This window comes from Erythrobacter ramosus, from assembly GCF_009828055.1.
GTDB classification, from domain to species: domain Bacteria; phylum Pseudomonadota; class Alphaproteobacteria; order Sphingomonadales; family Sphingomonadaceae; genus Erythrobacter; species Erythrobacter ramosus.
In genome coordinates this window covers 1281873-1295384 of the sequence record NZ_WTYB01000002.1, presented here as the reverse complement: position 1 = coordinate 1295384, position 13512 = coordinate 1281873, and the positions used below count along the sequence as shown (strand labels likewise).

The following is a 13512-nucleotide window of genomic DNA, read 5'->3' as shown; positions in this document are numbered from 1 at the left end:
GCGCGGCAGGGCCACCCCCTCCTTTGAGGGGATATGATCGTTTTCGCGATAGGCCGAAAGCACCATGGGAAATCAGCATCTTGAGGGGTGTGTGCATGTACCGTATCCGCTACAGAACGGACAATTGACGTGCGCCTTGCCGCCCTGTGCCTTGGTCCGATGCTGCTAGTCATGGCTGACCCTGCCAGCGCCGGTGACAAAATGCCGGACTATCTGCGCGAGCTTGATCGTCCGGTGAATGCGGGTGACTGGACGTTGCAATGCAACGCCTCGCTTGTCTGCCAGATCATCGGCGTGGTCACCCCGCCGCGCAATCATGTCGGAGTACGCGCGGTGGTGATGATCGATCGCGGGGTTGCTCACGATGCCCGACCGCTTCTGCGCATGGCGTTCCTCGATTCGACGGGCGCACTCGCCGTGCCGCCTCCGGAGGATCACTGGCGGCTGATCCCGCGCGGACGGCTGCGGCGCGAAGTGGCCTTGCCGCTCGGTTTTGGTGAGCGCGAAGCCGACGGAGCCTACCGCGCCTCGCCCGAGGGCGCTGCCGCCATCATTGCCGCGCTGCGCCGTTGGCCGGGGGCAGCGGTGCACAACGGGGAGCGGGTGATCGCCCGGATCCCGCGCGGCAATCTGGACCGGCTGATGCGCCGGATGGACCGTCTGCAACACCCCGTCCGCCCGCGCCTGACCGATGCCGAGCGTGCGGAGTGGCTCAAGGAATACCATTACACCGTGCTACGCGCCGAGACTGCCGAGTTGGGTGCGGTGCCCGACACAGTCGAGCACGCCTGCGCCAACCGCGCGCTGCCCAACCGGCCCTTCGTTTATAGCATCGGCCCGCAACACAGGCTGTGGATCGCCGAATGTCCCGAAGGCAACCACATCTTCATGCACTCCGACGGCGCCGAGCCGATCCACTTCGAACTGCGCGACACGGCCGGAGAAATCCGCCGCCATGATTATGCCGGGTTCGGCGTAGATTCGCTGCTGGCGCTGCAACTCCCCCGCATGGATCGGATCGATTGTGGCCAATGGGTCAAGTTTGGCTTTTCGGGAAAGGCCTTCGAGATGATCCTTCACCGCCGCTACACCCGGTGCCGTGCGGTGCCCTATGATTACTGGCCCAAGGTCTGGTCCCCGACCAGCTGGCGCTACGCCGAAGCACCCCCCTCAGATGGAGGGAATGCGCCCCTTCCGGCCAACAGGGTAGGGGTTCCCTGACCACCATCTGACAGGGGGGACGTCATATGAATGCCAATGCCCGGCCGTGGATCGGCCTCGTCTTCAAATGCTGCGCTGCGCTCGCGCTGATCATCGCCTTCGTGTTTTTCATGCGGATGCAGGAGGACCAGTCCTTCATCGACCGCTACCGCGCCGAAGGCACGGTGTCCCGCGCTGTGGTGATCGGGATGGAGCGCGATACGTTGGCCACCACTACCCGCAAGGGCCGCTCGCGCACCACCGACATCCAGGTGCTGACGGTGCGGTTCAACCCCAAGTCCGGCCTTAAATATGCCGATTATACCGGGCAGGCCGACATTCCCTCCGCCCCGCCGGCGACGGGCAATCCGATGACGGATTCGGAGTTCAGCGAAGTCATCTGGGTGTCGAACGCCGCCTTCGAGACGACCAAGGTGGGTGACAGCTTTGTGGTGGTCGACACACCCTACAGCGGGGACGGGCCTGAACTGATCGAGGGCATCCGCGATTTCGACCCTGCCAGCTATTACCCCGGCATCGTCATGTCGCTGGCAGCGATGCTGGTGTTTGCCGTGATCGGCTGGCGGATCAGCCGTGCCTCGGCGCTGCGCGGGGCGGCGCAGGTGATGCCGCTCCCCGTCCCGGGTGCAAGCGCATGAACGGCGCGGCCTACACGCTCCCGGCGCGAAACCGTGGCAAGCCAGGCGAACTGACGCTGATGATCGGTCTGGCGCTGTGCCTGATCGCGCCCTTCGTGCTGGTAATCATCCACACCGAAGCGGACGAGCACGCCCTGCTCAAGGTCAATGGCGTGGTCGCCGAGGGGGAAGTCGTCGCCCATGACAGCCGCGAGAACAGCAGCACAAGCCGCAAGGGGCGGGACCGTTCGACCACCTCCTACCTTCTCGAAGTGCGCTTTGATGTAATGGCGCGCACGCCCTATGCCGAATGGGCCAGGGGGGCGGGACTTGCCCACTCGCGCTTTCCTGCACTGACGACGACGACTTTCGAGGTCTCGCAGCCCGAACAGGCGGCCAGCCCGGTCGGGTCCCGCCAGACGGTCACCTTCCTGCCGGGTGATCCGGGCAAGATGAAGCTGGTCTCTACCGTGGAGGCCGAGACGTCGGCGGCCTATTTCGCCAAGTATTATGCCGCGATTGCGGCGATGATGCTGGCTGGCGCGTGGCTGATCCGGCGTGGCTGGCGGCAGCGCATGGCGGGCCGTGCTTAGCGCCCTGAGCCGTGCCCTTGCCTGCGCCATCGCTGCGCTTGCCGACATCGGCGGCGGGGTGAGCGCGGAGGATTCGTCGCCCGGCCAATGGACCGCGCCCGAGGTAAGCGAGTTCTCCGATTGGTCGGTCGCCTGCGACAACGCCCGCAATTGCACCGCGCTGAGCGTGTCGCGCGAATATGTCGCGCGCATCGAAGCGAATGATCCGGGCGATTACGCGATGCCCAAGCTTTGGGTGAAGCGCCGGGCAGGGCCTGACGCGCGCCCGCGGGTGTTTATCGACACCACGGTTTGGGGTGAGGCGGGCAAAGGCCCCGGCCCCGCCAGCCTGCATGTCTATACCGAATGCGATGGCGACTGCACGGGGCGCGCCTATCGCCTCGTCCAGATCGAGCCGGGGCGCTATGAGCTTGCCCCGGGCGATGTCGCGGCCTTCATGGCGGAAAGCGTCACCAGCAGCCGCGCCGCTACCCGCTTTGCCGACGGAGCGATGCATGGGATCATCTCCACTAGCGGGCTGGCCGCTGCGATGCGTTACATCGACGAGGTGCAGCAGCGCCGCGGCACGGTGACGGCGATCTTCGCCAAGGGGCCAAGGCCAACGCGTACCGTTCCGCCCGAACCTTCGCTGCCGCGCATTACTGTGGTGCGAGGCGAGGAAACCGCGCTCGAAATGCCGACCGGGATCGCGGCCGGCGTTCTTGCCGCCCGCGCCCAATTGTGCCCCGAGGCGGATCTCGTCGCACGTGATCCCTTGCGCGCCCGCTATCGGCTTTCGACCGGCCAATTCCTGCTCGCCGTCGGCTGCTCGGGCAATCCCTACGCGCCGCGCCGGTTGTGGCTGATCGAGACACCTGGGCGGGGCTTTGCGCCCTTCATGCTGCCGCGCCCCGAACAGGGCCGCCCGGCCGAATTGCCGATCCTTCCCAACAGCGATTTCGATCCGGCGAGCGGCATGATCACCGCCTATTCCGATGGCAAGTGCGGCTGGCGGCGGCGCTGGGCGTGGACGGGCTACGAATTCGAGATGATTGACGCGGTTGAGATGCCGTCCTGTTACGGGATACCACTGCATCAATGGTTGCAAACCTACCGGGCGGTGCCGGATTGACATGCTGTGCTGTGGGGGACAGCATTTTGGACAAGGGCTGCCTTGCGGCCTATCAGGAGGGGCTGCATGAACCTGTCGCCAAGACTGCGCACAGCGCTGCTTGCCGGGCTATTCCTGCTGTTTTCGCAGATGTTGTTCTGGCCAATGGTCGATTTTGCGGAGCGGATCGCCCGTCCTGCCGAGATTGATCAGCGCAGCGCCATCACCCTCAAGGCGTTGGACGAAGACCGCCGGGTGATTGCTCCGGGCGAGACCTTCACTGCGCAGCGCCAGAAACAGCAGGGCTATTACGCTCCGCTGGTGCCGGGCGCGGCCTATGCCCGTTTTGTCATCCCCTTCGATGTGACCGATCCGCACGCACCGCTAGGCTTTTACATGTCGCTGCGGGACGATGTCGCCGAAATCCGGCTGAACGGCATGATCGCCCAGCCCGATGTCACCGTCTCGCGCCAGCAAGGCAGCCTCAATGTCGGCCCGCATTTCGTGCCGCTGCCCCCTGCCGCGCTGCGGAAGGGTGCCAACACGCTTGAGCTGGACGTGCGCAGCACCGGCACGGTCAATGATTTCCCGACCTTTGCCATTGGCGATGCTGATGCTCTGGCGGGCGCCCACCGCTGGCGCACCTTCATGCTGCTCGATCTCCCGCTGGCCGGCATCGCGATCCAGCTGTTCACGGTGCTGTTGTGCGCGGTGGTCATCTGGCCGCGCGAAGACCGCCCCCGGATCAACGCGATCATGCTGCTCTTGGGGCTGAGCGCGGCGTCAACGGCGGTGCTATCCTACATCCCGCCAAGCTGGCCTTTTGCCATTACCATATGGCTGTATCTGGTCAGCAGCGCAGGGATCGGGCTGTCGGCGATGCATTATGCCCAGAGCGACGGCGCGGTGAGGGTGCTACCCCCACGCGTGCTGCGTTGGGCGTGGCTGGTGCTGCCGCTGCTGTTGGCGTTGCCGATGCTCTGGGCGCATTTCGATCCGGCCAGTGCGCCCCGGCTGGTTGGCTCCACGCTCCAAGCCTCCTTCTGGTTCGTCAGCGCCATGTGCGCCCTTGCCTCGATCCTGCTCGCGATTGCGGCAGCACGCGGCGGCTGGGCCTGGTGGTTCGAGCGGCTGGTGCTGATCGTCAGCTTCTCGTTCTTCATCCTCGACCGGCTGGGGAGCATCTTCGAGCTGCATTCGCTGTTCGACCGGTCGTTGCCGCTGACGCTGCCCTGGTCGCCAATCGTCGGGGTGCCGCTGGGCCTGTCGATGATCCTGTCACTGGCCCGGCAGGCGAGCGAGGCGCGGCATACCGTGGTGCAATCCAACGCGATCCTCGCCGCGGAACTGGTCGAACAGACCGCCAAGCTGGAACGCAGCTATGATGCGCAAAAGCAGATGCTCCAGCGCGAGGTCATGCTGGTCGAACGGCAGCGCATCGTGCGCGACATGCATGACGGGATCGGCGGGCAGCTGCTCGGGCTGATGATGCAGGTGCGGAGCGGCGGGGCCAGCCCGGTCGAGGTCGAGCAGGGCTTGCAGGCGAGTATCGCCGATCTGCGACTGATCGTCGATTCGATGGATTCGGCCGAAGAGGGGCTTGCCGAAACCCTGCGATCGTTCGAACACCGAGTGCGCGGCCAGATCGAGGCGGCGGGTATTGCGCTCGATTTCGTGGCGGAGGTGGACGAGACCATTGACCTCGGCCCGCGCCCGACCTTGCAAGTGCTGCGGATCTTGCAGGAGGCGGTGACCAACGCGCTGCGCCATTCGGGCGCGCAGCGGATCGCGGTGGAGAGCGCGTCTCCGGTGGAAGGCCCGATCCGCATCACCATCCGCGACAACGGCACTGGCCTCCCTGAAGGCTATCGCCGGGGACGCGGGCTTACCAGCATGGAGACCCGCGCACGCAACCTTGGCGGGGCGCTCGCCATTCATAGCGGGCCGGAAGGCACACGCCTCACGCTAGAAGTGCCTGTGATCGATACCGACGACGCAAACTGACTTGGCCGAATCCTTTGGCTTGAAGTAATTGTCGTTTTCGACCCGCTCGCAGAGAGCGGTAGAGAACATATTCTGCAACGGTCATTCTTGAGGCGGCTAACCACCAATTTGCGGTCACAAGCGGGGTCGAGCGAGGGTCCCGAGAGCCGCACGGCAACTTTCGGGGGCAGCGGACGTTCATCCCTCTGATCGGGAACGACCGGGTCTGGTAGGCAGCAGTCACTGCCCTTCTCAAGTCGAGAATGGCGGCTATTCGAGGTTTGTTTCCCAAAACCCGACATTCAGCAAGCGACCCCTTAGCGGTTGTTCCACCAACCTGCGTCCATCACCCAGTTGCGTAAGGATCGGCGCGGTCAGGCTGTCACTTTGCCGACGGCCTGCGCTTCAATTTGCTGCGTGCGCCCCGTCACCTCGAGAAATTTCTCGTGGTATTTCGCGTGTTCGGTGCCCATCCACTTGTCCCACCAAGTGAAATAGAGGCCGTAATTGGTGGTGAAGCCGCCATTATGGTGCAGGTCATGGTGCACAGTCGTGTTGATCCAGCGGGTGAGCGGCGAATCCAGCCACCAGCGCGGGAAGACTTCGAAACCGGCATGACCCATAGCGTTGCGGATGATCTGGAAGTTCAGCCAAGTGAACATCACCCAACCCGGTGTCGGCACGAAAAATTGCCAGAGGGGCACAAACATGAACATCACCGCCGCCTCGGGGATCGCGAAACTGTAGGCGGCCCAGGGCGTCGGCGTGATCGAGCGGTGATGTGCGCGGTGGAAGTGCTTGAACAGCCGGGGATGATGCATGAACCGGTGCGACCAGTAGAAATAGGCGTCATGCGCGATGATGATCCCGGCCAGGATTAGCAGATCAATACCAAGGCCAAAGCCCTCGCCGAACACCGAATGAAGCAGCCCGACCTCGCGCCCCCAAATCAGGAAACAGGCACCAACCACATAGACGAGCGCTGATTGCAGCGACTGTAGAAATTCGCGGCGCATGTCGGCAGCCGTGGCCTCCCGCGCCTGGATCTTGCGCGCCCTCATCGCCGTTCGCCGTAGCAACCAGACCACCGCAAAGGTGACCGAGGCGGCGGCCAGATAGCGCCCGAAATCGAACGCGAATATAAAATGCCCCTTGGTGAGCAGGATATCAAGCGGGGGAATTCCGGTGGGCATGATCTCATCTTTCGTTCGGTGATGGCCGCCATCTGGCGCTCTCTGCACTTCTCTGCGCGTCTATCTCCAATATCGGCTAGCCGATTTCGAAATCAGCCAGCGGCGCGGGCGCGAAATTCACTTGGGGTCATGCCCTCGGCCTCACGAAAGGCGCGGTTGAACGGACCGAGTGAGCCGAAACCGGCATCGAGCGCGATGGTGATGATCGGCACGTCCTTTTGCGCAGGATCGGCCAGCGCCGCCTTCACTTCGGCAAGCCGATAGCCATTGAGGAAGGCAGCAAAATTGCGGTGGCCCAGCTGGCGGTTGATCGTGCGGCGCAGGCGGTATTCCTGCTCGCCCAGCAGCGCGGCAAGCTTGGCGATCGACAAGGTCTCATCGCGGTGCGGCAGATGATCCGCCATGAACTGCAGCAAGCGGGTGGACAGCGGATCATCGCCCGGGTTCGGTGGAGGTTTCGCCGGCGTGCCCGAGACCTCTGCCGCGCCGAACATGTCGGCCTGCCGCATACGCAGCAGCACTGCGCAAAAGCCGAAAACACCGAACAAAGAGCCGCTGGCGACCACCTGCTGCAAAGAACCGCGGGGCAGGCCGCGGGAGGAGCCCATCTCGACAATGGCGATCACAATGACATAGATCGCCACAACGCACACGAGTAAGGGCCGGATCCGCCGCCGCCGTTCGACCAGATCGCCCTCTCGGCTGCGCCAGACTTCCCACAGCGCCGCGGCCGCAAAACCCAGCATTGAGACCCTGAACAACACGGCAGAAATCGTGTTGGCGATTCCGCCAGTGGGGAATGTCAGCTGCACCACCAATGTATTGACTACCGACAGGCCAACCAGCAACGCGCTGATCGGGGCGACCTGCTTTTCATCGTTGAACCAGGCCTTAGAGAACAGCCAGAACAGCCCCGGCGTCGTTCCCGCACCCAGCGCGAAGGCAAGGCCCACAATGTTCCGCTCTCCATACCAGCCCGCGGTCACGAGCAGATAGCTGCAGATCGCCGCGTTCATCGCCACAGCGAGGCGCGCTGGGACATCGCGCCAATGGTCGCGGATCAAGATCCAGCTCCACAAGGCCAGCAAAGCGATCGACCCGCCGCGCGCCATCTGATCGACCTGTTCGAAAGCTGTCATGGGCATCTGGCTGCCAGAGCCCTGCAGGAGCGGCAAGCCGATTCCGGAATCGCCCAGTCTGTTCGGAATCCATCAGCCTTGTGCGATCCGAAAATGACCAGCCCGATTTCGAAACCGGGAAGCGTCAAGGGCGCCGCGCGGCCACCTCCGATGCATCGCCGCTCAAATTGGTGAGCGGTGCCATGTTGAAGGAAACGATCATGAAGCTCATTCATATCCTGCTCGGGTTTGCCACTTTGGCGGTTCCGGCCGTCACAACCGCTGCCCCTGTTCCGCAAAGCATCGCAGTCGAAGCCGGCGACCTAGATTTTGGATCGGACAAGGGGCAGCGCATTCTCGCGCTGCGAATTCAGCGCGCCGCCAGGGCGATGTGCAAAGCCCAAGCGTTGGAACACCTGCCGCAGAACATCCGCAGAGAGCGCAGGTGTATTCGGGAAACGCAGACAAACGCCGATGCCGCGGTGAAGACCTTGACTGCCGCAAGCGATCCGACACCGGATAGGGGTGGCTAACGCTGAAAATCTGATTGGACAGGGACGCGTTGCTTGAGACATGCTGCGGTTGCGGCAGAATAGCCGCTATCCGCCTTTCCACCCGTTATCGGTCATTAGCACGGTCAATGCGCGATCCCGAAAGGGGCATGGCGGCTTCCGGGCGTAACAGTCGTTCAGTTTGGCGGACGTGAACGACCGGATCTGGGTCGGAAGCGGCCGAACAAATTTTGGAGCCTAAATGACAGCTCCTGTTTCAGAAGATCGATATTTCCAGCGCTATCGGTCCTATCGGGATGGAACGCCATCACCATCGATATCGCCCGTATTCTGGGTCGGCATGCGGCGAACAAAAAAGACGAGTATCACCGCGAGGGCTGTCAGTACCCCGATCAACAGCCATGCATCGTTGATGGCCTCGACCAAGGCTTGTCTTTCCACCAGCGGACGGATCATCTCCTGGGTGAATTCGTCGGGCGGTATGCCAAGCTGTTCGAGGAAAGCATCGCGGGGGATGCCGATCCTGACCGCCGTTTCGATGTTCCCGGCCTTCAATTCCTCGACGATCCTCGCCCCGTAGGTCGCGGCGCGGCTGAAGATCGTTGTGTCGATGAGGGCAAGGCCGATGGCCCCGCCGAGATTGCGCATGAGGTTGAACAGGCCGCTGCCGTCCGCCACCAATTCGGGCGACAGGCGGCCCAGGGCCATCCGCGTCGGGGGCAGCAGGCAGAACATGGTCGCAACGCCCCGCAAGACCTGCGGCAGGAGCATTTCGGCAAAATCGGTCTGCGCGGTCTGGTTGGTGCTCATCAGCAGGCCCGCTGCAAACAGGACGAAGCCGAACACGGTGAGCGATCGCGCGCCGACGCGCTGTTCGAGATAGACTGCGACGGGCGCGGCGATAAGCTGGGCGATGCCGGTGACCAGCATGATCTCGCCAATGCGCAGCGCATCATGTTCGCGCACCAGGCCGAGGAAGAACGGCATCAGATAGGTCGAACCGAACAGCCCCACGCCAAGAATGAAGCTCAGCGCGCAGCCGATGGCAAAGTTGCGATCCTTGAAGCACCGCAGTTCGACCAAGGGGCCTCCCGACCGGGCAGTGCGCCAGACGAACAATACCGCACACACCATAAAGCCCAGCAGCAGCGCGGCCACGTTAGGGGCAAGCCAGCCATCGGTGGGCGCATCCTTCAGGCCGATCTGAAGCGCGGTCAGCCCTACCGCCAGAAGGGTCAGCGCGGCCGCATCAACCGTCCGGACGGAGCGCATGTTGCTGGCCGCACCGCGCAGCGTAACCGCCGCCCCGACCGCCGCCAGAATGCCAGGCAAGACGTTGATCCGGAACAGCCAGTGCCACGAGTATGTCTCGGTGATCCAGCCCCCCACGATCGGGCCAACCGTCGGCGCGAAGACCGCGGCAACCCCGGCGATGGTGGTAGCAATTCCCTGCGAACGCTGCGGAAACAGCAGGAACACCGCGGAAAAAACGGCCGGGATCAAAGTGCCCCCCGCAAAGCCCTGAACGATCCGCCACGCGATCAGCGAGGCGAAGGTCTGGCTTTCAGAACAGCCGACTGAGGCAATGGTGAACACCGCAACCGCAGACACGAACAGCCAGCGCATGCCCAACCTTGCGGTCAGGAAACCGGTCAGCGGGATCGCCACGATTTCTGCGGTGAGATAGGCGGTTTGGATCCAGATCATCTGGTCCGCGCCGATGTCCAGCGCGCTCTGGATTGTGGGCAGAGATGTTGCGACGATCTGGATGTCGAGGATCGCCATGAACATGCCGATGCACATGAATATAAAACCGGCCCAGGTCCTAAGACTTGCCTCGGGTATTTCGTTGCCATTCATCGGATGATCGGTAGCCGAAGACCCCGGTCCTGACTAAAGGAAACTAGCATCCGCTTTTGGACCGGCGTCGTAAGGCTTAGCAGAACCACGCTCTTGTCGTGCCGTTCCCGCGAAAAACCAGAATGAGATTGCCGGTGAATCGGCTCATATGAGGCTCCCTTGATGATTCCGGTAAGCATCCACTCGCTCGCTACGGCGACCCCTCTGAATATCCTTGATCAAACGACAGGTGCGCAGGTTGCCGAACAGCTGCTCGGCAGCGCCTTTGAAGATTTCGGCAGGCTTCGCTCGATCTACGGCAATGCCGGGATCGAATTTCGCCAGCTGGCCCGACCGGTTGCCTGGTATATGCAGCCGCGCAGCATCGTCGAGCGCACCGAAGTCTACCTTGAGGTGGCGCTCGACCTGTTTGTCGAAGCGGCGGAGAAGGCGCTGGCCGAAGCAGGGATCGCAGCCGACGAGGTTGACGTCATCGTCACCGTATCCTCCACCGGCATTGCCACACCGAGCCTCGAAGCCCGAGCGATGAGCCGGATGGGGTTCCGCAGCGATGTGTCGAGAGTTCCGGTGTTCGGACTTGGCTGTGCCGGGGGTGTCTCGGGACTGGGCCTCGCCGCGAAACTCGCGCGGGTTGGCCACGGCGCCACGGTCCTGTTTGTTACGGTGGAACTTTGCAGTCTGGCCCTGAGGACCGAGAATGTCGGCAAGGCGGACATCGTCTCAACCGCGCTCTTCGGTGACGGTGCGGCGGCCTGCGTTGTCCGGCCCGGCAACGAAGGGTTCACGCAGATTTCCGGCAGCGCCGAAAAGACCTGGGCCGACACACTCGACATCATGGGGTGGCAGATGGAGCCCGCCGGATTGGGCGTCGTTCTCAACCGCGCCATTCCCGCTTTCGCCCGGAAGGAATTTCGCGGGGCGGTCGAAGAGATGCTGACCCCCCAGGGCTTGCAGATCGGCGAAGTGGACCGCTTCATCTGCCATCCCGGCGGCGCAAAAGTCGTCGACGCGATCGAGGCCGCGCTCGCCTTGCCGCAGGGCAGCCTAAATGATGAACGCGAGATTCTGCGAATGCACGGCAACATGTCTGCGCCGACTGCTCTGTTTGTGCTCGACCGGGTGCGCCAAAGCGGGCTTGCGCCACTGTCTGTCATGGCCGCGCTCGGCCCCGGTTTCACGGCCAGCACGGTCACCTTGCGGAGCCCAGCATGACGCTGCCCTATGCCATCATGATCTTCATCACGCTTCAGCGGATTTCCGAACTGATCATTGCGCAGAGCAACACCAAGGCGCTGCTGGCGCGCGGCGCGGTCGAATTCGGGCGATCACATTACCCGGTCATGGTGCTGATGCACGCCTCGTGGCTGGCTGTCTTATGGGCCATGGTCGGCGGCGCTCCGGTGAACATGGCTTTGCTCGCAGTTTTCGCGGTGCTGCAGGCCATGCGCGTTTGGGTGCTGGCGACGCTGGGACGGCGCTGGACGACGCGGATCATCGTTCCCAAAGACGAAGCGCCGATCTCGAGCGGACCATTTCGCATCATGCGTCACCCGAACTACTTCGTCGTGATCTGCGAGATCGCGGTCGTGCCGCTGATGTTCGGATTGGTTTGGGTGGCGGCGCTGTATTCCGTGCTCAATGCGGCGATGCTGTGGGTGCGCATCCGGGCGGAGAATGCGGCCTATTCCCCCGCTTAATTTGACGTCGCGGTCTGACCCCGCGTCTGACGCCGGGCCAAGGCTTCGCGCTCGGCCTTGATCTTGAGCATCGCCGATTTGCATGTTGGGGATGTCTTCTCGATGTTCCGGATCATGCACGCTTCAACCTTCTTGCGGCTCAGCGATTTCATCTCGGCGGGGCAAAGTTTGCGCGCTTCTTGCACACAGGCCTTCTTGCCCGGATCGGGCGCTGCAAAGGCTGGGCTGGTCATGGCAATCGACGCCGCAATTGCTCCGATGAAAAGAGCGATACCGTCAGTTCCACGCCGCTTCATACTCCGGATTTCCTTTTATGCTCTGACATCGTGCGGGGCAATTGCGGTGATCGGCTTGAACCATCAGTGAATATTGAGGTCAAGGCACGCAAAAAGGGCGATCAGCCTAAACCGAAGCTTGCCGTCATTCGATCTCCTGCGCTGATCTGCCCCCTTCTGAGTGGCCCAATTTCTATTTTAGAATTGGCCACGAAGGAGGAATGGAATGGCGAGGAATCACAAGCCGTAAGAGATCATCGGCAAGCTGCGTGAAGCGGAGATCGTGCTGGCGCAGGGAGGAACCGTTGCTGATGCTTGCCGCCGGATTGGCGTCACCGAGCAGAGCTACTACCGCTGGCGCAAGGAATATGGTGGTCTGAAGATGGATCAGGCCCGGCGCATGAAGGAGTTGGAGAAGGAGAACGCCCGTTTGCGCCGGGCAGTGTCGGATCTAACGCTCGACAAGCTGATCCTGCAGGAGGCCGCACGGGGAAACTTCTGAGCCCCGCGCGCCGCAGGCGCTGTATCGATCACATCAAGAGCATGATGCCGGTGTCTGAGCGGCGGGTGTGTCGCGTTCTCGGGAAACATCGATCGACACAGCGCAAGACGCCGCGTGGGGCAGATGACGAAGCCTCGCTGACCGAGGACATCATCGCCTTGGCCAGACAATATGGTCGCTACGGCTATCGCCGGGTGACGGCCTTGCTGCGCGAGGCAGGCTGACATGTGAACCGCAAGAGGGTGGAACGGATCTGGCGGCGTGAAGGCCTCAAGGTGCCGCAAAAGCAACCGAAGCGGGGAAGGTTCTGGCTCAATGACGGATCATGCATCCGTCTTCGGCCTGAGTATCCGGGACACGTGTGGTCCTATGACTTTGTTGAGGATCGGACCCACGATGGTCGCAAGTTCCGTATCCTGTCGATCATCGATGAAGCCAGCAGAGAATGCCTGGCCTTGCCGGTGGGGCGGTGGCTTCGGAGCGAGGATGTGCTTGCAGCGCTGGCTGAACTGTTCGTCACGCGCGGGCCACCAGCGCGTATACGCTCGGACAATGGCCCGGAATTTATCGCCAACGCCGTGCAGCAGTGGCTGGCTAGGATCGGTGTGAAGACACTTTACATCACGCCCGGCAGCCCCGGAAACGGCGACACTGCCATGGCTGCCCTCCGGTTCCGCTTCGCTCCACCTGCGGCCAGCCATGGCGCAGGAGGTAATCTTGCACTAACAATCAACACGGACCACTCAGTGAGGGCCGGTCATGTTGAGGGCACGGGCCATGCGAGGTTCCATTGGGCAGCTGACTATGCCAAGCATTTTGTCATCAAAGCAGTGTTTTGGGCTACTTCCGAT

12 protein-coding genes and 1 pseudogene are annotated in these 13512 nt (G+C 62.7%); 9 read left to right on the top strand and 4 right to left on the bottom strand.

The genetic code is table 11. The features are described 5' to 3' along the window. Positions 1–171 precede the first annotated feature (171 nt). The 5 genes from GRI59_RS12845 (at position 172) to GRI59_RS12825 (ending at position 5525) form a co-directional block, all read left to right on the top strand. Entirely contained in the window at positions 172–1221 is a 1050-nt protein-coding gene (locus tag GRI59_RS12845) for a hypothetical protein (RefSeq protein WP_160761523.1), read from the top strand. A gap of 26 nt (positions 1222–1247) precedes the next feature. Further along, positions 1248–1859 carry a hypothetical protein gene (locus tag GRI59_RS12840; protein WP_160761522.1) on the top strand — a complete coding sequence of 204 codons (612 nt, stop codon included), beginning with the start codon at positions 1248–1250 and terminating at the stop codon, positions 1857–1859. Continuing rightward, positions 1856–2431 carry a DUF3592 domain-containing protein gene (locus tag GRI59_RS12835; RefSeq protein WP_160761521.1) on the top strand — a complete coding sequence of 192 codons (576 nt, stop codon included), beginning with the start codon at positions 1856–1858 and terminating at the stop codon, positions 2429–2431. The genes GRI59_RS12840 and GRI59_RS12835 overlap by 4 nt, the downstream gene beginning before the upstream one ends. After that, on the top strand, positions 2424–3542 hold the full coding sequence (locus GRI59_RS12830; RefSeq protein WP_160761520.1) for a DUF1176 domain-containing protein: 1119 nt from the start codon (positions 2424–2426) through the stop codon (positions 3540–3542). Before GRI59_RS12835 ends, GRI59_RS12830 begins: the two co-directional genes overlap by 8 nt. Before the next feature lie 66 nt (positions 3543–3608). Beyond that, positions 3609–5525, top strand: a complete 1917-nt coding sequence (locus tag GRI59_RS12825; RefSeq protein WP_160761519.1) for a sensor histidine kinase — start codon at positions 3609–3611, stop codon at positions 5523–5525. Positions 5526–5878: 353 nt separating this feature from the next. On the opposite strand, the gene GRI59_RS12820 is transcribed toward GRI59_RS12825, so the two are convergent. Both GRI59_RS12820 and GRI59_RS12815 read right to left on the bottom strand, forming a co-directional pair. Beyond that, positions 5879–6697 carry a sterol desaturase family protein gene (locus GRI59_RS12820; protein ID WP_160761518.1) on the bottom strand — a complete coding sequence of 273 codons (819 nt, stop codon included), beginning with the start codon at positions 6695–6697 and terminating at the stop codon, positions 5879–5881. Between the two features lie 92 nt (positions 6698–6789). Beyond that, positions 6790–7836: a helix-turn-helix domain-containing protein gene (locus tag GRI59_RS12815; RefSeq protein WP_160761517.1), complete on the bottom strand. Its 1047-nt coding sequence runs from the start codon at positions 7834–7836 to the stop codon at positions 6790–6792. Between the two features lie 200 nt (positions 7837–8036). Here GRI59_RS12815 and GRI59_RS12810 point away from each other — a divergent pair, with 200 nt between their 5' ends. Then, complete coding sequence (locus GRI59_RS12810) at positions 8037–8348, top strand: UrcA family protein (protein WP_160761516.1); 312 nt, start codon at positions 8037–8039, stop codon at positions 8346–8348. Between the two features lie 267 nt (positions 8349–8615). Here GRI59_RS12810 and GRI59_RS12805 read toward each other — a convergent pair whose 3' ends face one another. Then, positions 8616–10130 carry a DHA2 family efflux MFS transporter permease subunit gene (locus GRI59_RS12805; protein WP_244958078.1) on the bottom strand — a complete coding sequence of 505 codons (1515 nt, stop codon included), beginning with the start codon at positions 10128–10130 and terminating at the stop codon, positions 8616–8618. Between the two features lie 219 nt (positions 10131–10349). Between GRI59_RS12805 and GRI59_RS12800 the strand changes: the two genes are divergently transcribed. Both GRI59_RS12800 and GRI59_RS12795 read left to right on the top strand, forming a co-directional pair. Continuing rightward, complete coding sequence (locus GRI59_RS12800) at positions 10350–11399, top strand: type III polyketide synthase (RefSeq protein ID WP_183363634.1); 1050 nt, start codon at positions 10350–10352, stop codon at positions 11397–11399. After that, positions 11396–11884 carry an isoprenylcysteine carboxyl methyltransferase family protein gene (locus GRI59_RS12795; protein WP_160761513.1) on the top strand — a complete coding sequence of 163 codons (489 nt, stop codon included), beginning with the start codon at positions 11396–11398 and terminating at the stop codon, positions 11882–11884. Before GRI59_RS12800 ends, GRI59_RS12795 begins: the two co-directional genes overlap by 4 nt. Here the strand turns inward: GRI59_RS12795 and GRI59_RS12790 are convergent. Continuing rightward, positions 11881–12180 carry a hypothetical protein gene (locus tag GRI59_RS12790; protein WP_237440794.1) on the bottom strand — a complete coding sequence of 100 codons (300 nt, stop codon included), beginning with the start codon at positions 12178–12180 and terminating at the stop codon, positions 11881–11883. The two genes, GRI59_RS12795 and GRI59_RS12790, sit on opposite strands and share 4 nt — an antisense overlap. Before the next feature lie 232 nt (positions 12181–12412). Between GRI59_RS12790 and GRI59_RS12785 the strand changes: the two are divergent. Beyond that, a pseudogene (locus GRI59_RS12785) lies at positions 12413–13299 on the top strand (IS3 family transposase); the annotation flags it as partial. Positions 13300–13512: the final 213 nt, after the last annotated feature.

What these genes read in the sequence shown, in the direction of transcription:
- GRI59_RS12845 (WP_160761523.1), top strand. Translation starts at nt 172, where the DNA reads ATGGCTGACCCTGCCAGCGCCGGTGACAAAATGCCGGACTATCTGCGC.
- GRI59_RS12840 (WP_160761522.1), top strand. Translation starts at nt 1,248, where the DNA reads ATGAATGCCAATGCCCGGCCGTGGATCGGCCTCGTCTTCAAATGCTGC.
- GRI59_RS12835 (WP_160761521.1), top strand. Translation starts at nt 1,856, where the DNA reads ATGAACGGCGCGGCCTACACGCTCCCGGCGCGAAACCGTGGCAAGCCA.
- GRI59_RS12825 (WP_160761519.1), top strand. Translation starts at nt 3,609, where the DNA reads ATGAACCTGTCGCCAAGACTGCGCACAGCGCTGCTTGCCGGGCTATTC.
- GRI59_RS12820 (WP_160761518.1), bottom strand. Translation starts at nt 6,697, where the DNA reads ATGCCCACCGGAATTCCCCCGCTTGATATCCTGCTCACCAAGGGGCAT.
- GRI59_RS12815 (WP_160761517.1), bottom strand. Translation starts at nt 7,836, where the DNA reads ATGACAGCTTTCGAACAGGTCGATCAGATGGCGCGCGGCGGGTCGATC.
- GRI59_RS12810 (WP_160761516.1), top strand. Translation starts at nt 8,037, where the DNA reads ATGAAGCTCATTCATATCCTGCTCGGGTTTGCCACTTTGGCGGTTCCG.
- GRI59_RS12805 (WP_244958078.1), bottom strand. Translation starts at nt 10,130, where the DNA reads ATGTGCATCGGCATGTTCATGGCGATCCTCGACATCCAGATCGTCGCA.
- GRI59_RS12800 (WP_183363634.1), top strand. Translation starts at nt 10,350, where the DNA reads ATGATTCCGGTAAGCATCCACTCGCTCGCTACGGCGACCCCTCTGAAT.
- GRI59_RS12795 (WP_160761513.1), top strand. Translation starts at nt 11,396, where the DNA reads ATGACGCTGCCCTATGCCATCATGATCTTCATCACGCTTCAGCGGATT.
- GRI59_RS12790 (WP_237440794.1), bottom strand. Translation starts at nt 12,180, where the DNA reads ATGAAGCGGCGTGGAACTGACGGTATCGCTCTTTTCATCGGAGCAATT.